Raw genomic sequence first — 15,720 nt, forward strand, 5'->3', positions numbered from 1 at the left:
GTTTCCAACACTATCAGTGTTCTTCCGGCCTTCTGACCACCCTTCTGCAGATACGCAGAAGATGATCCAGAGATTAGGATCTGACAAGTTGGGTTGCTGTCGGGTAAGGGGCATCTGTTCGCGCCACTCATCCCCGAGCAGGAGTAAGACACTACACCGGGTCGCGGACCACGTGCAAATCGATTAGGCTCTATGGTCTAGACCTCTCGTCTAGACCACCGATCCGGATCTGTCCTCCGGAACCGGTACGTCATATGACATACGCTGCTGAACAGCGCGCCGGAGGCAGGCAGTGACGGCGGCGTACGTACAGATCTCCACGCCTGGGAGGCTTCCCATGACCACCGTGACGTCCCCGCTTGCAGGACGGGCCATCGGACTGACGTCCGTGCCCGACCCGGTCTTCTCAGGGGCCATGGTCGGCCCGGGTACGGCGATCGACCCCGCGCGGGAACCCTCCGAGGCCGTCTCCCCGGTCGACGGTGTGATCGTCTCCCTGCATCCGCACGCGTTCGTCGTCGTCGACGAGAGCGGACACGGCGTGCTCACCCACCTCGGCATCGACACCGTGCAGCTCAACGGCGAGGGCTTCGAGCTGCTCGTCAACAAGGGTGACACCGTGACGCGCGGCCAGAGCATCGTGCGCTGGAACCCTGCCGCCGTCGAAGCCGCCGGCAAGTCCCCGGTGTGCCCGGTCGTTGCCCTGGAGGCCACGGCGGACGCCCTCTCCGACCTCCGTGACGACGACGACGTGAAGGCCGGCGACACCCTCTTCCGCTGGAAGTGACGTGGCGCCGTCCCGCGCCGACCACCAGGACAACCAATGCGGCGGCGGAGCCCGCCGCCCTACCGGAGACGGGTGAGATGGAGACAACGCTGCGAGGCGTCGGTGTCAGCCACGGTGTGGCGATCGGCGAGGTACGGCACATGGGCACGGCGGTGCTCGAGCCGCCGGCCAAGCAGGCCCCGGCGGAAGAGGCGGGGCGCGAGCAAGGGCGTGCCCGCCAGGCCGTGGAGGCGGTCGCGGCCGATCTGATGGCGCGCGGCAACCTCGCCGGGGGCGAGGCCCAGGCGGTTCTCGAGGCGCAGGCCATGATGGCTCAGGACCCCGAGCTGATGGCCGACGTGGAGCGGCGCATCGCCGTCGGCAGCACCGCTGAGCGGGCGGTGTACGACGCGTTCGCCGCGTACCGCGAGCTGCTCGCGAATGCCGGTGAGTACCTGGCGGGCCGCGTGGCCGACCTCGACGACGTGCGGAACCGTATCGTCGCGCGGCTGCTCGGGGTGCCGATGCCGGGTGTGCCGGACAGCGATGAGCCGTATGTCCTCGTCGCCCGTGACCTCGCACCGGCGGACACGGCGCTGCTCGACCCGACGCTGGTGCTCGGCTTCGTGACCGAGGAGGGCGGCCCCACCAGCCACAGCGCGATCCTGGCCCGCGCTCTCGGCGTCCCGGCCGTGGTCGCCCTGCCGGGTGCCGGTGAACTCGCCGAGGGCACGCTGATAGCGGTCGACGGCAGCACCGGCGAGATCTTCGTGAACCCGAGCGACGAGAAGAGGGCTCGGCTCGAGGCGGCGGCGGCCGAGCGCAAGGCGGCGCTGGCCGCGTCGACCGGACCCGGTGCGACCGCCGACGGTCACAAGGTGCCACTGCTGGCCAACATCGGCGGCCCGACGGATGTGGCGGCCGCCGTCGAGGCGGGCGCGGAGGGTGTCGGTCTCTTCCGTACCGAGTTCCTGTTCCTGGACGACGACAAGAAGGCACCTTCCGAGGAGAAGCAGGTCGCGGCCTACCGTCAGGTGCTCGAGGCGTTCCCCGAGGGCCGTGTCGTGGTGCGGGTGCTGGACGCGGGCGCGGACAAACCGCTGGACTTCCTCACTCCGGCGGACGAGCCGAACCCGGCGCTGGGCGTGCGCGGTCTGCGGACGCTGCTCGACCACCCCGAGGTGCTGCGCACGCAGCTGACGGCTCTGGCCAAGGCCGCCGAAGGGCTGCCCGTCCACCTCGAGGTCATGGCCCCGATGGTGGCGGACCGGGCCGATGCCAAGGCGTTCGCGGATGCCTGCCGGGAGGCGGGGCTGCGGGCGAAGTTCGGCGCGATGGTCGAGATTCCGTCGGCCGCGCTGCGGGCGCGTTCGGTGCTGCAGGAGGTGGAGTTCCTGTCGCTGGGCACGAACGACCTCGCGCAGTACACGTTCGCCGCGGACCGTCAGGTGGGTGCGGTCTCCCGGCTGCAGGACCCGTGGCAGCCCGCGCTGCTCGACCTGGTGGCGTTGTCCGCCGAGGCCGCGAAGGCCGAGGGCAAGAGCTGTGGCGTCTGCGGCGAGGCCGCCTCCGACCCGCTGCTCGCGTGTGTGCTGACCGGTCTGGGGGTCACCTCCCTCTCCATGGGGGCGGCGTCCATCCCGTATGTGCGGGCGTCGCTGGCGAAGTCCACGCTGGCGCAGTGTGAGCGGGCCGCGGCGGCTGCCCGGGCGGCGGACAGCGCGGCGGATGCCCGTGACGCCGCTCAGGCGGTACTGTCGGGCGAGTAGCCGGGCCGGCCGACGGTCGGTGTCCCTGAGGGGCGCTCCACATGGAAGTGGAGCGCCCCTCAGGTGTTTCCGGCTCAGTGGTGGTGGGCCGGACCCGGGCCCTCACCGAGGTCGGGCGGCTCGCAGTAGTCGACGTTGGACTCCGGGGAGATGAGGTCTCCGGAGTCGGCGTCGGTGCAGTAGGCGTCGAAGACCTCGCCGGCGGTGAGGGGTTCGAGGCCGCGGGCGCGCAGTCGCCAGCCGTGGACACGATCGGGGCTGCCGGGTGTGCTGATCCGCATGACCAGTCCGCCGGGGCTTTCGGTGGCGAGACCGACGGCCAGGACCGTGGTGAACTCGAGGGCTTCGGACTCGTCGAGTTCCGTGCGACCGGCGATGTCGTCGGCGTGCAGGACGGCGACGAGCGCTTCGGGCGGTCCGGAGACGCTGCACACCAGGTGCCGATCGCCGGGTGGAGCCGTGTCGAGGATGCGGACGAGGAGGTGCGAGGCGCGGGTGAAGGCGGCACGGCCCAGGTCCTCGCCGCACGTGGCGCAGGTGCCGAGGCGAGCGAGGAGCGTGGCCGCGTACTCCCAGGTGGCCTGGCGTACGGCTTCGTCGACGAGACTGGGCAGGAGGTCGGCCAGTGGGCGTCCGTCGTAGGGGACTGCGGGACCGGTGGAGGCGAGTGCGGCCGTGAACTGGGTGCGGCTGGTGTGGCTGTCGGGGTCGAGGCCCGTTTCCGCGCAGTACTCGGCGTAGTCCTCGGGGTCGAAGAGGGCCACCGTGGTGTGGCTGCCCTGCAGCGCGCGCGTCCTGAGGACGGCCTCCACGTGTTTGAGGTAGGTGGTGTGGTCGTCGAAGACGAAGCTGTCGTAGCGCCGCATGGCGCGGAAGTCGTGCTCGTCGGCCAGCAGGCCGATGGTGCCCGCGACTTCGCGGTGCAGGACGCGTCGCATGGTGCGGTGGTCGGTGTACGCCATGTCTCCCCCTGTGCACAGTCGATCAATGCTCACTCACAGTAACCGGCGGCACTGACAACGGTGCCCGGCCGGACGGGCCCGAGGGGAGCCGGCCCTTGCCGTGTGGCGGGTCAGGAACGCTTGCGGGCGAGTTCCTCGTAGAAGGCGAGCAGGTCGAGGTTGTCCACGGAACCCGGGTTGACCGCTTTCTCCAGCGGAGTGCCCTGGAGGAGACGCTTGACCGGGACCTCGATGCGTTTGCCGGTGAGGGTGTGCGGGACGCCGGGTACCTCGATGATTTCGTCGGGGACGTGACGCGGTGACAGGTGCTCGCGGATGGTCCGCTTGATGCGGCCGCGCAGGTCCTCGTCGAGGGCGGATCCGGGTGCCAGGTGGACGAACAGGGGCATCCAGTAGCCGCCGTCGGGCCGTTCGACGCCGATGACGAGGGATTCCCTGATCTCGGGGAGGCGTTCCACGGCTTCGTAGATGTCGGCCGATCCCATGCGGACGCCCTGGCGGTTGAGCGTGGAGTCGGAGCGGCCGTGGATGACGACGGAGCCCCGGGAGGTGACGGTGATCCAGTCGCCGTGCCGCCAGACGCCGGGGTAGGTGTCGAAGTAGCTGTCGTGGTACCGGGTGCCGTCGGGGTCGTTCCAGAAGCGGATCGGCATGGAGGGCATCGGATTGGTGACCACGAGTTCGCCGACCTCGTCGGTCAGGGGCTTGCCGCTGGGGTCCCAGGACTGCAGGTCCGTGCCCAGGCCGGGGGCCTGGAGCTCGCCGATGTGGACGGGGAGGGTCGGTACGGCTCCGGCGAAGCAGGAGCAGACGTCCGTGCCGCCGCTGACGGAGGCGATCCACAGGTCGGCCCCGTTCTCGGCGAACTCGTCGTGCAGCCAGCGGAAGCCGTCGGGGGGCAGGGGCGAGCCGGTGGTCGCGACGCACTTCACCGCGGAGAGGTCGAAGTCGCGCGAGGGGTGCACGCCGGCCTTGCGGCACGCCATGACGTAGGCGGCGGAAGTGCCGTAGAGGGTGGCGCCGGTGCGTTCGGCGATGCGCCACTGGGCGCCGGTGTCCGGGTGCGCGGGGCTGCCGTCGTACAGGACGATCGTCGTTCCGGTCAGGAGGCCGGAGACGAGGAAGTTCCACATCATCCAGCCGGTGGAGGTGTACCAGAAGAAGCGGTCCTCGGGGCCCAGGTCGCAGTGGAGCCCGAGTTGCTTGAGGTGCTCGACGAGGATACCGCCCTGGGACTGGACGATCGCCTTGGGCAGTCCGGTGGTACCGGAGGAGTACAGCACCCACAGCGGGTGGTCGAAGGGCACCGGCTCGAAGGCCGGTTCGGTGTCCGCTGCGGTGAGCGCGGACCAGTCCAGTGCGCCGTCGGGGGCCTCGGTGCCGAGCAGGGGGATGTGGACGACGGCGCGCAGGGTGGGCAGTTCGCGGCGCAGTTCGGCGACGGCGTCGCGGCGGTCGTGTTCCTTCCCACCGTAGCGGTAGCCGTCGACGGTGAACAGGACGACGGGCTCCACCTGCCGGAAGCGGTCGAGGACGCTGCGGGCGCCGAAGTCGGGTGCGCAGGAGGTCCACACGCCGCCCACGGCCGCCGTGGCGAGGAGGGCGACGACGGCCTGCGGGATGTTCGGCAGGTACCCGCTGACCCGGTCTCCGGGGCGTACGCCGAGGGAGCGCAGTTCGGCCGCCAGGGAGCCGACCTGGCGGCGCAGTTCGGCCCAGGTGACGGGTCGCGGGTCATGGGTTTCGTCGACGTACAGCAGGGCCGCTTCGTCCGCGCGGGAGGCGGCGGCGCGCAGCGCGTGCTCGGCGTAGTTCAGCGTGGCTCCGGGGAACCACTGGGCACCGGGCATCGTGCGGTCGCCCAGCACGCGCGCGCAGGGGGTCGAGAAGCGGACGTCGAACCACTCCGTGACCGCTTTCCAGAAGGTGTCCAGCTCCTCCACGGACCAGCGGTGGAGCGCCGTGTAGCCGCCCTCGGCAGGGGCGCCGTGGTGTTCGGCGGCCCACGTCTGGAACGTGGTGATCCGTGCCTGGGCGATCTGTTCCCGGCTCGGCTGCCAGAGCGGCTGGGGGTTCACGGTCGACATGGGGCGGCTCCCGGACTGTGAGCGTCGTGTGCGTCCTCCGCGCACGGGCTGGGGTGTGCGCGTGACGCGGCTGACAGGGACGATGCCATGCGGTCGACTTCCGCACCAGGGCATTCCCCACGTAGTCCGTGTCGTGAGGATGTGCTCCGATCACAGGTGAACGGCGGCTGAACGACCCGCACGGTGGGCGCGGGCAATGGCAGGGTGAGCAGCATGGACGGTCGTGACCTGGTGCGTTCGGTGAGATCGGTCGGTTCGGTGGGGGCGGCTCAGAGGGTGCGTACCGTACGAGCAGCGTGGCGCAGGAGGCGTGCCGACGCCACCGGGCTGCCGCCGCGGGAGCCGGTGCGGGCACGGGTTCCCGGGACCGTACGGGAGGTGGAGCCGGGGCTCGGCGGCGGGCTGATCAGGTTCGACCGCTCGGAGCTGCGGATTCTCGTGGCGGTGAACGGTGCGGTCTTCCGGGGCTGGGACGGGGCTGTCCCGGAGCCGTCGTACGCACTGGCCGGCCGTTGTCCCGATCCGGATCCGCGGGCCTCGCTGGAGCCGGACAAGGACGGTGGCTGGCGGGTCGTGGCCGAGCGGGTGACGGTGGTGGTCTCGCGGCACGGCGCGGTGGAGGTGCTCACCCCGGGGGGTGTGATGCTTCGGCGCGATCTGCCGCCGCGGTGGTGGGAGCCGGTGGGTGGTGGTGCCGCACGCTGGCGGCAGCGGTCCGAGGTGCCGGCCGACGCGCGTTTCTTCGGGCTCGGGGGGCGTGCCCCGGGTCCCCGGCTGCGGGGCGGCGCGTACCGGTTGTGGAACGCCGCGCCCGGTCGTGCCGCCGGCCTCGGGGACGATCCGCTGTCCTTGACGATGCCGGTGCAGATGGTGGTGGCCGACGCGGGCACGCATCTGGTGTTCTACGACAACTCGTGGGACGGCACCGTGACGCTGCGGGAGGGCGAGGAGGGCGCCGGTTCCGGACACGACAGGACCGGGACGAGCGAGCTGCGTATGGACGGTGGTCCGCTGCGCTGCTGGGTGATGGTGGGGGCTCCCGCGCGGGTGCTGCTCGTCTGGGCCTCGCTCACCGGCGCGCCGGCGCTGCCGCCCGCGTGGGCGCTCGGTCACCAGCATGTGCGAGGGGCCCTCGGCGACGAGGAGGAGGTGCGGCGGATCGTCGAGGGTCACCGGGAGCACGGGGTGCCGCTCGACGCCGTGCACCTCGGCGTCGATCACCTCGATGCCCGTCAGGTGTTCACCGTGGACCAGGAGCGGTTCCCCAAGCTGCCGGTTCTCGCGGACGAGCTGCGACGTGAGGGGATCAGACTGGTGTCGGTCGTCGGTCCGGCGGTGGGTGCGGCCCCCGGTACCACCGTGTACGACGAGGGAGTGGAGCGGGACGCGTTCGTCCGGGACGCCTCCGGGGAGGTCGTGGAAGGAGTCGGGTGGTCCGGAGAGGCGGTCTTCCCGGACTTCACGCACGCGCGCGTGCGTGCGTGGTGGGGCGGCTTGTACACGGAGCGGCTGGCACAGGGGTTCACGGGCTTCTGGCACAGCATGGACGAGCCGACCTCCTTCACGGCCTTCGGCGAACCGACGCTGCCACGGTCGGCGCGCCACGCACTGGACGGGCGCGGAGGTGACCATCGCGAGGCGCACAACGTGTACGGGCTGTGCATGGCCCGGGCGGCGTACGAGGGACTGCGGGAGCGGGCTCCCCGGGAGCGGCCGTTCGTGTTCTCGCGTTCCGGATGGGCCGGTATGCAGCGTCACGGCGGGGCGTGGTCGGGCGAGGCGATGACGGGGTGGTCCGGGTTGCGGACGGCGTTGTCGCTGGTGCTGGGGCTGGGGCTGTGCGGTGTTCCCTACGCGGGCCCGGACGTCGACGGCCCCGACGGGGAGGCGTCGCCCGAACTGTATCTGCGCGGGCTCCAGTTGGGATCCCTTCTTCCGTTCTTCCGCACCCGCGCCGGTGCGGGGCGGGGTGAGCCGTGGGAGTCCGGCGCGAAGGTTCTCGGGCACGCGCGCACGGCGTTCGTCGAACGCCGGCGACTGCTGCCGTACTTCATGACACTGGCGCATCTGGCCCGGCGTACCGGAGCGCCGTATGTGCGGCCGTTGTGGTGGTCGGCGCCCGAGGACCGCGCGCTGCGCGACTGCGAGGACGCCTTCCTGCTGGGCGACTGCCTGCTGGTGGCACCGGTGCTCGCGCCGGGCGTGGACCGGCGGGCCGTCCAGCTGCCGCGCGGGCGGTGGTACGACACGGCGACGGAACGGGCGTACGACGGACCGGCCCGGGTGTGGGTCGACGCGCCACTGGAGCGGATTCCGGTGTTCGCACGCGGGGGCGCCGTCCTTCCGGTGCTGGGGGAGGACGGCGGTCCGGAGCTGGAGGTGTGGGCACCGGCCCGGGGGCGGACCGGGGGCGGGCTGGTCGTGCCGGATGCCGGCGAGGGGTGGGGGGAGCCGGAGAGCGAGCGTTACACGGTGCGGTGGTCGGGCCCGCGGGTCGTCGTCGTGCGGGAGGGCGAGGACGGCGGCGTGGAGCCGTCCCGCCCGGTACGCGTCCGCGGGGCGGGCACCGGCGGGAGCCAGACGTAACGGCCCTCGAACCAGGCCCATGCGGCCAGGGTGTGCAGGGGGAAGGCGAGTTCCTCCGGGTGGCGCAGCAGGTGGTGGACGCCTTGTACCAGGACTCCGGGGTGCGGGTCACCACCCTGGGGGCCGACGGAGGCATGACGAGGAGCAACCTGCTGACGCAGCACCAGGCGGTGGTGCTCGGGGTGCCGGTGGTCCGGCCCGAGGCCGTCGAGACGATCCGGCCTGGGCGCCGCGCACGCGGCGGGGCTCGCCACAGGCGTGTGGAACGGCCTGGACGGGCTGAAGTCGCACTGGCGGAGGGACGCCGGGTGGACGCCTGCCGTGGAGGCGCCGGTGCAGGACCGGAAGTAGCGGAACCGGCGCAAGGCGGTGGAGAAGGGCTTCGGCTGGACTGAGGAGGGTGACGGCTGAGCACGCACGCGGTGTGCCGTCTTCCGTATCCGCGGCCCGGACTCCGGCCGGTGGGAGTACGGGCCGTGGACCTGCCGCCGTTCTCAGGTGCCGACCGCCTGGCGTCGCTGCGCGGCCTGGGCCACGGCGTGCTGGACGACGCCGACGAGGACCTCCTTGACCGACTCGCGGTCCCGCGCGTCACACATCAGCAGCGGTACGTGACCGTCGAGGTCGAGGGCGCGGCGGACGTCGTCGGCCGGATAGCGCGCCGCTCCGTCGAAGCAGTTGACGCCGACGAGGAACGGGATGGCGCGCCGCTCGAAGTAGTCGATGGCCGCGAAACAGTCCTCCAGGCGCCGGGTGTCGGCGAGGACGACGGCTCCGAGGGCGCCCTCGGACAGTTCGTCCCACATGAACCAGAACCGCTCCTGACCGGGCGTGCCGAAGAGGTACAGCACCAGGTCCTCGCGGAGCGTGATGCGGCCGAAGTCCATGGCCACGGTGGTGGTGTTCTTGGCCTCCACACCGGAGGTGTCGTCGACCGGGCGCCCGGCCTCGGTGAGGAGTTCCTCGGTGCGCAGTGGCCTGATCTCGCTCACCGCGCCGACGAGCGTGGTCTTGCCCACGCCGAAGCCGCCGGCCACCAGGATCTTGAGCGTGACCGGCTCGACCGGGGGCTTGCCGCGCTCAGAACGCCCGAAGATCATCGATCTCTTCTCCTGCTTGATGGGGGTCGGGCGGCGGGCCGTGTCCCCCGCCGCCGGGGGGTTTCGACGACGAGCACGTCGCCGGGTTCGACGTCCGCCGAGTCGCTTCCGGCGAGCCGGGTGACCGTACCGTCCGCCCGTTCGATCCGGTGGGTGCCCGGCACGTCCGGCTCACCTCCGGCCATGCCGTACGGAGGGCCCCTGCGGTGCTGGGACAGCGTGGAGACCGTCATGGGCTCCGGGAAGCCGGGCGCAGAGGTGCGGGCGGTTCTGGTAGGCGATGCGCAGCGCGTCGCGGAAACCGCGGGTGAGGACCAGCAGGGTCCGTTCGCCCCTGCGCTCGGGAAGGGCGTCGGTGGCGGCGGTGGTCCCCATGCACACCGCGTCGACGGGGGCGTCGGATCCGGCCAGCGGCTCGCGGAGGCCCACGACCGCCGCTTCGGTACCGCGTGTCCCTGGGCTCCCGGGATGCCGGGTGTGTTCCGGAGCCGGGTTGTCGGACAGCACCTTGTGCGTCAGCAGCTTGCCGTCGGGGCATCTCGCGACGATGCCGGTGAGGGCGCCGCCGCGGTCGACCCAGAACTGCCGGCCTGTCATGTCAGTATCCCGCTTCCGCGCCGGTCACAGCGCCCGGAGGCCGTTGATCACGTCGCGCAGAATACTCTCGTCCGGCAGCTCGGCCGGGGGCACCGGCCGGTTCACATGGACGTATTCCGATTCCACGAGGTCTCCGACGAGGACCCGGACCACTCCGATCGGCAGATCGAGTTCGGCGGAGAGCTCGGCGACCGTCTGCGAGGTGTCGCGGCACAGCTCGACGATGTCCACGTGCTCCGGGGAGAGCGTGGGGTCGGCCTCCGGATCGTCCGCGTGCGGCTCCGTGACGACCACCGCGATCAGGTCGAGGCGGTGCTGGGCCGCACTGGTGGTGCGGCCCCGCGTCACGGCGTACGGACGGACGACCGGCCCGGCCTCGTCGTCGAACCAGTGGCTTCCACCCTGACCGTCAGCGCTCATGTCATTCCACTACCCGCCCGAGGGCAGATCGGTGCGCGGAGCGGCGCCCAGATGCACACCCACCCGCTTCACGAGGAGCGTCATCTCGTAGGCGACCTGTCCGACGTCCGAGTCGGCGTCCGCGAGGACGGCGAGGCAGCTCCCGTCGCCGGCGGCGGTGACGAAGAGGAACGCCTCGTCGAGCTCGACGACGGTCTGGCGGACGTCGCCGGCCTCGAAGTGGCGTCCCACGCCCTTGGCGAGGCTGTGGAAGCCGGAGGCGACGGCGGCCAGATGCTCGCTGTCCTCCCGGGTGAGGTCCTTCGACGCCCCCGTGGGCAGGCCGTCGCCGGAGAGCACGATCGCCTTGCGGACGCTGGCGACGCGGTCCACCAGGTCGTCGAGGAGCCAGTTCAGCTCCGCCTTGTCTGTCGTGGTGTGGCCGGTGGCCCTCGGTGCGGTCATCGACCGTCCCCCTCTGTCGTTCGTCGTGGTGCCGTGCCGCTGCCGGTTTCGTCGTCGTCGGCGGCGTTCTCCTCGCGACCGCGCTGCCAGCCGCGCTGGAGCGAGGTCATGCGGCTGCGGACTTCGTCGGCATCCCGTTCAACGGGCCGAGCCCTGTCCTCGTTCCTCCGTTCGGCACTGTGCTTGAGCTGTGGGGCGAGGCTGGCCTGCCGTACGCGCCGGGGCAGCGGTCCGCCGCCGGGGTGCGCGGTGCCGGTGTCCGTGCCGCCCCCGGCCGGCGAGGAGTCGTCGAAGCCGTTCGCCGCGACGGCGGGGCCGGTGCGCCGGGGAAGGCCGACAGGGGGCTCCGGCCGGTCATCGCGCACGGGGCCGGAGGGCGCCGGGGTGTCGTTCCGGTCCCCGGTTCCGGTCCTGGGCCGCAAGGGGCCGGAGCCCCGTCGGCGGGCGGGCAGCGGAGGCAGCGAGTCCGCGCCCGGTCGTTCACGCTCGGCGTCGGAGGGGAACCGTTCGGTGCGGCGGCGTGCGGGCAGCGGGGACGGGGCCCCCGAACCCGGACGGCCGGGACCCCGGCGTCCTGCGGAGTCCTCACCACGGCGGCGGGCAGGCAGCGAGGAGGCCTCCTCCGGCTCGGGCCGGGTCGACGCGGCGGGGGTGCCCTCCCCGTCCGCGCGCTCCGCACGGGCACGCGCCTCGCGGACCGGGCGTCCATGGGAGCTGACCAGCTTGGGTGCTCCCCTGGGGGCCGGCGGGGCCGGTGTGCTTCGGTCCTCCCCGGCCGGGTCCGTGCCCTCCTGCGTGTGGGGGGCCTGCTGATGGTGCCCGCGGCCGGACCGCTCCTCCTGGGTACCGGTGCGGGAGCTGAGGAGGCCGCCGCGTCGGCTGTCCTCGTCGTCCAGGACGCCGGGGAGGTCGTCGAGCGCGTCCAGGTCGACGGGGGCTTCCAGTTCGACCGGTCCGTCCAGCGGCGAGGCGGGGAGCCGGGACAGCTGCACGGGCACCTGGGAGAGTGCGGCGCGGCGGCTCTCCTCCGGTTCGCGGTCCTTGGTGCGCTGGGGGCGGTCGAGGCGGAAGCCGACGCCGTTGGTGTCCGGAACGTCGTCCGTCAGCAGTGCGTCGGGGATGAGGACGACCGCTGTGGTGCCGCCGTACGGGGAGGGCTGCAGGGAGACCCGGACGTTCTGGCGCCGGGCGAGACGGCTGACCACGAAGAGTCCGAGCCGGTCGGTGTCGGAGAGCGCGAACTCGGGGGTCTCGGCGAGCCTGAGGTTGGCGTCCAGAAGGGCGTCGGCCGCCATGCCGAGCCCGCGGTCGTGGATTTCCAGGATGAAACCGTTGGCCACACGTTCGCCGTGGACCTGAACGGCGGTGTGCGGCGGGGAGAACACCGTGGCGTTCTCCAGCAGTTCGGCCACGAGGTGGGTGAGGTCGGCGACGGCCGGGCCGGTGACGGCGACCCGCGGCAGCCGCCGGACCTCGATGCGTTCGTAGTCCTCGACCTCGGCGACGGAGGCTCGTACGACGTCCATGAGCTGGACGGGCTTGCGCCACTGCCGGGAGGGCGCGGCGCCGGAGAGGATCACCAGGCCCTCGGCGTGCCGGCGCATGCGGGTGGTGAGGTGGTCCAGCCGGAACAGGTCGGCGAGTTCCTCGGCGTCCTCGGTCCTGCGTTCCATGGTGTCCAGCAGGGTGAGCTGCTTGTGCAGCAGGACCTGGCTGCGACGAGCGAGGTTGACGAACACCTCGGAGACACCGGCGCGCAGTTCGGCCTGTTTGACGGCGGCCTCCACGGCGGCGCGCTGGAGGGTGTTGAGGGCCTGGCCGACCTCCCCCATCTCGTTCTTGTCGTACTCCAGGCGCGGAACCTCGGTCTCGACGTCGATCTGTTCGCCCGCCGAGAGGCGGCGCATCACGCCGGGCAGCCGCACGCCGGACGCCTCGTGGGCCTCCAGGCGCAGCTGCCGGAGGTCCCGCACGAGTCCGCGGCCCACGCGTACGGAGAGGACGAGGGACACCAGGAGGGCGACCAGTCCGAGGACACCGGCGACGACGGCCTGGGTGATGACGCCCATGGCGACGGGGCGGACGCGGTCCTGGTAGCGGTCGGCGGCCCGGTCGTTGAGGGCGCCGAGTTCGGAGAGCACCTCGCCGGCGGCGACGTCCCAGCTCTTGGCCGTGATCCCGCGGGGGGCCCCGGGACCGGAGGAGACGGCTGCTTCCTCGCCCACGCGCAGTGGGGCGGACACGGCGTTCTTCCAGAAGGCCTCGTAACGGTCGCGCTCGGACGCGGGCAGCTGCGGCAGGCCGACGTCGTACATCAGGGTGCGCTGGGCCATGAGGTCCGAGATCTCCCGCGCTTCGGCACGGGACAGCTTGCCGACGATCAGCGCGGAGCCGAGCAGGGCGTCCTCGCGGGAGAGCAGTTCACGGGCGCGGGCGAGACCCACAAGTGCGCGGTACTGCTTGTCGAGCTCGACGTCGTCGACCACGTGCAGATTGGCCAGCAGGGTGTAACACGGGTCGACCAGCCTGTTGTAGAGGTCGAGGGCCTGGGAGCGGTCGACGGCACCGTCCTCGACGCTGCGGCGCAGGGACTCGATGCCCTCGAAGGAGTCCAGTACGGCCCCCAGTTCGCCGGAGTCCCCGTGCATGGCCTCGCGCACGTCGACGTTCGCCGCCCTCCTGCGGACGTCGGCGACGGCGGCGTCGGTGGCGGAGCGACTGCGCCTCAGTGCGGCGAGGCCGTCGGAGGCGCGGGGGTCGGCGAGATAGACGAGGGTCTGCCGACGCTCCTGCTGGAGGACGCGGACGGCGTCCTCGACGGGGTAGCCGACCTCCTCCATCACCGACGACACGTCGAACAGATGGCTTGCCTCACGGCCCGTGAGCACCGTGGTGAAGGCCCAGATCGTCGTCAGGGACAACAGCGGCACGAGAAGCAGCGCCACGATCTTCCGGCGGATGGACTTCCCGCGAAAGCGCATGGCCTCCCCCAGCTCGGCCCCCGAACGGCCGGGGGTGCGCATGTGCGTCAACAAACGGCGCGAGCCTACTACCGCGCCGGTATGAACTCTAAGAGCCGTCCGGAAGCTGCAGTTCAGCGCCGAGGGCGGGAGGCGACGAGTTGCCGGGGCATTGCGGGAGATCACGTCCCGAAATCAGAGGTGCGTTCCTCGGACCGATCTCCCGGACGTACGAGGATCTTTGGCCGATTTCTTTTCCGGACGGGAATCTTCGTGACGCGCCGTTCGTCCTTCTCTGTGGGAAATGGGGGCGGAATCGGCCACAGGAGCCGTGTCCCGCACCCGGGCGGCGTAGAACAGCGCAGGCCGGGCAGCCACTGGAGAACCGGGTCTTCGGACACGAGTGAGCGGTCTGCTGGCGGTGGGGAGTGACACGTTGATGGGCACGGCGGAGCGGCGCGAGGCGCCCGAGGAGGGCGCGGCGGCGCAGGTGAGGACGCGGTCGGGTGCCGGGGCGCCCGGGTCCGGTGCGGCCGCGTCCCGGCACGGGACGGCCGGCGGAGGTGACGCCGCGGCGACCGCACGCGGGGATCGCGACGGCGCTGCGGCGCGAAGGACCGGAGGGAGCACCGGCGAACCCGACGGGCTCGCCGGGAAGGCCTCCTACCGGCCGCTGTGGATCGAGGAGCCGGCTCGACGGCGCCGGTTGCCGGACCCGGTACGGACGGCGGCCGTGCGGGCGGTGCTCATCATCGCGGTGACGCTGATTCAGGCCATGGTGGCCTTCCTGTGCACGCTGGCCGGGTCCTGGCTGGCTTTCCCCATGGTCATCAGCAGTGTCGTCAGTACGATCCTGGCGACCTGGGGAGTCCTGGACGTCTGGGTGACCCGCCAGGTCTGGAATCAGCGCAACGGCGTGGTGTCCGCGCCCAGCAGCACCGCGCGGGCCCTGCGGCGTGAGCGGCGGCGCGCCCGCCGTCAGCAGCGGTCCGCCCAGCGGGCGCAGGCTCGAATACGCCGCCGGGGCGGAGCCGGGCAGCTGTCGCACCCCTGACGGCGCTTCCAGCGGCACACACAGGCTCTCGGTAGGCTGGGGTTGCGTATGTCGCGCCCGCAGGCGCTGCGCGCAACAGTTTCCCGGGTGGGTGACCGTCATGGCGAGGGCTGCCATCTGCCGGCCCGCACCGGGCCGACAGATGATGAGAGCCTAGCCATGACCGGCGAGCGGAAACAGCCCGGGGAGCACGGGAGGGGCACGACGCATGCCGTGCGGTCGGTGGACCGTGCGGTGAGCGTGCTGGAGACTCTGGCGCGGCACGGCGAGGCGGGTGTCACGGAGATCGCCGGCGAACTGGGCGTGCACAAGTCCACGGCCTCCCGGCTGCTCGGTGTCCTGGAGAACCGCGGGCTGGTGTCCCGGACGAAGGACCGCGGCAAGTACCACCTGGGCGCCGGTGTGCTGCGCCTCGCGGGGGCGGCCGCCGTGCGGCTGGACATCTCGCAGGAGAGCGTCCCGGTGTGCCGGGAGCTCGCCGACGAGCTCGGCGAGACGGTGAACATAGCGGTGCTGGACGACGACGCCGCCGTCAACATCATGCAGGCCCGGGGCACGGCGTCGGTCACCGCGCAGAACTGGCTCGGCAGACGTACCCCGCTGCACGCCACCGCCGGAGGCAAGGTGTTCCTGGCCCACCTGCCGCCCGCCGTTCGTGAAGGTCACCTCGCGCGTCCGCTGCGCCGGTTCACGGAGCGGACGATCACCACGGCGCAGGAGCTGCGTGATGAGCTGGAGACGGCGGTCGAGCACGGATACGCCGCCACGCTCGAGGAACTGGAGCTGGGGCTCGCGGCCGTCGCCGCGCCGGTCCGCTCGCACGACGGCACCGTGATCGCGGCGATCAGCGTCTCGGGGCCGGTGTACCGGCTGCGTGCGGACCGGCTGCCCGAGTTGGGCAGCCGGACGGCGACGGCGGCGGCCGAGCTGTCCCGGCGCATGGGCTACGGCTTCTGAGCCGCGCCCGGGAGGGAC

Annotated in this window: 12 protein-coding genes and 3 pseudogenes; 6 read left to right on the forward strand and 9 right to left on the reverse strand. The window is 72.0% G+C overall.

All coding sequences use genetic code 11. The features are described 5' to 3' along the window. Positions 1-337: 337 nt before the first annotated feature. Positions 338-787, forward strand: coding sequence for a PTS sugar transporter subunit IIA (locus KYY02_RS21035; protein WP_371240119.1), 450 nt, complete (start codon positions 338-340; stop codon positions 785-787). A gap of 77 nt (positions 788-864) precedes the next feature. Next, on the forward strand, positions 865-2,535 hold the full coding sequence (gene ptsP, locus KYY02_RS21040; RefSeq protein WP_371240121.1) for a phosphoenolpyruvate--protein phosphotransferase: 1,671 nt from the start codon (positions 865-867) through the stop codon (positions 2,533-2,535). 74 nt (positions 2,536-2,609) lie between these two features. Here ptsP and KYY02_RS21045 read toward each other — a convergent pair whose 3' ends face one another. Together KYY02_RS21045 and KYY02_RS21050 are read right to left on the reverse strand one after the other, a co-directional pair. Continuing rightward, entirely contained in the window at positions 2,610-3,497 is an 888-nt protein-coding gene (locus KYY02_RS21045; protein WP_371240123.1) for a DUF8829 domain-containing protein, read from the reverse strand. A gap of 110 nt (positions 3,498-3,607) precedes the next feature. Then, positions 3,608-5,584 carry an acetoacetate--CoA ligase gene (locus KYY02_RS21050; RefSeq protein WP_371240125.1) on the reverse strand — a complete coding sequence of 659 codons (1,977 nt, stop codon included), beginning with the start codon at positions 5,582-5,584 and terminating at the stop codon, positions 3,608-3,610. A 213-nt stretch (positions 5,585-5,797) separates the two neighbouring features. Between KYY02_RS21050 and KYY02_RS21055 the strand changes: the two genes are divergently transcribed. Further along, a complete protein-coding gene (locus tag KYY02_RS21055) occupies positions 5,798-8,170 on the forward strand; it encodes a glycoside hydrolase family 31 protein (RefSeq protein ID WP_371240127.1) in 2,373 nt (790 codons plus the stop codon). Here KYY02_RS21055 and KYY02_RS21060 read toward each other — a convergent pair. After that, positions 8,164-8,244, reverse strand: a pseudogene (locus KYY02_RS21060) (NUDIX hydrolase); the annotation flags it as partial. The gene KYY02_RS21055 and the pseudogene KYY02_RS21060 overlap by 7 nt on opposite strands. Between KYY02_RS21060 and KYY02_RS21065 the strand changes: the two are divergent. Next, positions 8,236-8,521 (forward strand): annotated as a pseudogene (locus KYY02_RS21065) (FGGY-family carbohydrate kinase); the annotation flags it as partial. The pseudogenes KYY02_RS21060 and KYY02_RS21065 sit on opposite strands and share 9 nt — an antisense overlap. 143 nt (positions 8,522-8,664) lie before the next feature. Here KYY02_RS21065 and KYY02_RS21070 read toward each other — a convergent pair. The 6 genes and pseudogenes from KYY02_RS21070 to KYY02_RS21095 all read right to left on the reverse strand — a co-directional run bounded on the left by KYY02_RS21070 (position 8,665) and on the right by KYY02_RS21095 (position 13,712). Next, positions 8,665-9,270, reverse strand: a complete 606-nt coding sequence (locus KYY02_RS21070; protein ID WP_371240129.1) for a GTP-binding protein — start codon at positions 9,268-9,270, stop codon at positions 8,665-8,667. After that, positions 9,251-9,515 (reverse strand): annotated as a pseudogene (locus KYY02_RS21075) (hydantoinase B/oxoprolinase family protein); the annotation flags it as partial. The pseudogene KYY02_RS21075 and the gene KYY02_RS21070, both read right to left, overlap by 20 nt. Then, entirely contained in the window at positions 9,442-9,867 is a 426-nt protein-coding gene (locus KYY02_RS21080) for a hydantoinase/oxoprolinase N-terminal domain-containing protein (protein WP_371240131.1), read from the reverse strand. The pseudogene KYY02_RS21075 and the gene KYY02_RS21080, both read right to left, overlap by 74 nt. A 24-nt stretch (positions 9,868-9,891) precedes the next feature. Then, positions 9,892-10,287: a DUF742 domain-containing protein gene (locus KYY02_RS21085; RefSeq protein WP_371240133.1), complete on the reverse strand. Its 396-nt coding sequence runs from the start codon at positions 10,285-10,287 to the stop codon at positions 9,892-9,894. A 9-nt stretch (positions 10,288-10,296) separates the two neighbouring features. After that, a complete protein-coding gene (locus KYY02_RS21090; RefSeq protein ID WP_371240135.1) occupies positions 10,297-10,731 on the reverse strand; it encodes a roadblock/LC7 domain-containing protein in 435 nt (144 codons plus the stop codon). Then, positions 10,728-13,712 (reverse strand): sensor histidine kinase, encoded by a 2,985-nt coding sequence (locus KYY02_RS21095; RefSeq protein ID WP_371240264.1) that lies wholly within the window; start codon positions 13,710-13,712, stop codon positions 10,728-10,730. The genes KYY02_RS21090 and KYY02_RS21095 overlap by 4 nt, the downstream gene beginning before the upstream one ends. A gap of 418 nt (positions 13,713-14,130) precedes the next feature. On the opposite strand from KYY02_RS21095, the gene KYY02_RS21100 reads away from it, so the two are divergent. After that, positions 14,131-14,745, forward strand: coding sequence for a hypothetical protein (locus KYY02_RS21100; RefSeq protein WP_371240137.1), 615 nt, complete (start codon positions 14,131-14,133; stop codon positions 14,743-14,745). 159 nt (positions 14,746-14,904) lie between these two features. Beyond that, positions 14,905-15,702, forward strand: a complete 798-nt coding sequence (locus tag KYY02_RS21105; RefSeq protein WP_371240139.1) for an IclR family transcriptional regulator — start codon at positions 14,905-14,907, stop codon at positions 15,700-15,702. Positions 15,703-15,720 lie beyond the last annotated feature (18 nt).

Source organism: Streptomyces pimonensis (genome assembly GCF_041380215.1).
Classification (GTDB): Bacteria; Actinomycetota; Actinomycetes; order Streptomycetales; family Streptomycetaceae; genus Streptomyces; species Streptomyces pimonensis.

Bases quoted from the DNA above. Each gene is read 5' to 3' on its own strand.
- KYY02_RS21085 (WP_371240133.1), bottom strand. From the start codon at position 10,287: ATGAGCGCTGACGGTCAGGGTGGAAGCCACTGGTTCGACGACGAGGCC.
- KYY02_RS21095 (WP_371240264.1), bottom strand. From the start codon at position 13,712: ATGCGCTTTCGCGGGAAGTCCATCCGCCGGAAGATCGTGGCGCTGCTT.
- KYY02_RS21070 (WP_371240129.1), bottom strand. From the start codon at position 9,270: ATGATCTTCGGGCGTTCTGAGCGCGGCAAGCCCCCGGTCGAGCCGGTC.
- KYY02_RS21055 (WP_371240127.1), top strand. From the start codon at position 5,798: ATGGACGGTCGTGACCTGGTGCGTTCGGTGAGATCGGTCGGTTCGGTG.
- KYY02_RS21100 (WP_371240137.1), top strand. From the start codon at position 14,131: ATGGGCACGGCGGAGCGGCGCGAGGCGCCCGAGGAGGGCGCGGCGGCG.
- KYY02_RS21045 (WP_371240123.1), bottom strand. From the start codon at position 3,497: ATGGCGTACACCGACCACCGCACCATGCGACGCGTCCTGCACCGCGAA.
- KYY02_RS21105 (WP_371240139.1), top strand. From the start codon at position 14,905: ATGACCGGCGAGCGGAAACAGCCCGGGGAGCACGGGAGGGGCACGACG.
- KYY02_RS21050 (WP_371240125.1), bottom strand. From the start codon at position 5,584: ATGTCGACCGTGAACCCCCAGCCGCTCTGGCAGCCGAGCCGGGAACAG.
- KYY02_RS21080 (WP_371240131.1), bottom strand. From the start codon at position 9,867: ATGACAGGCCGGCAGTTCTGGGTCGACCGCGGCGGCGCCCTCACCGGC.
- KYY02_RS21090 (WP_371240135.1), bottom strand. From the start codon at position 10,731: ATGACCGCACCGAGGGCCACCGGCCACACCACGACAGACAAGGCGGAG.
- KYY02_RS21035 (WP_371240119.1), top strand. From the start codon at position 338: ATGACCACCGTGACGTCCCCGCTTGCAGGACGGGCCATCGGACTGACG.
- ptsP (WP_371240121.1), top strand. From the start codon at position 865: ATGGAGACAACGCTGCGAGGCGTCGGTGTCAGCCACGGTGTGGCGATC.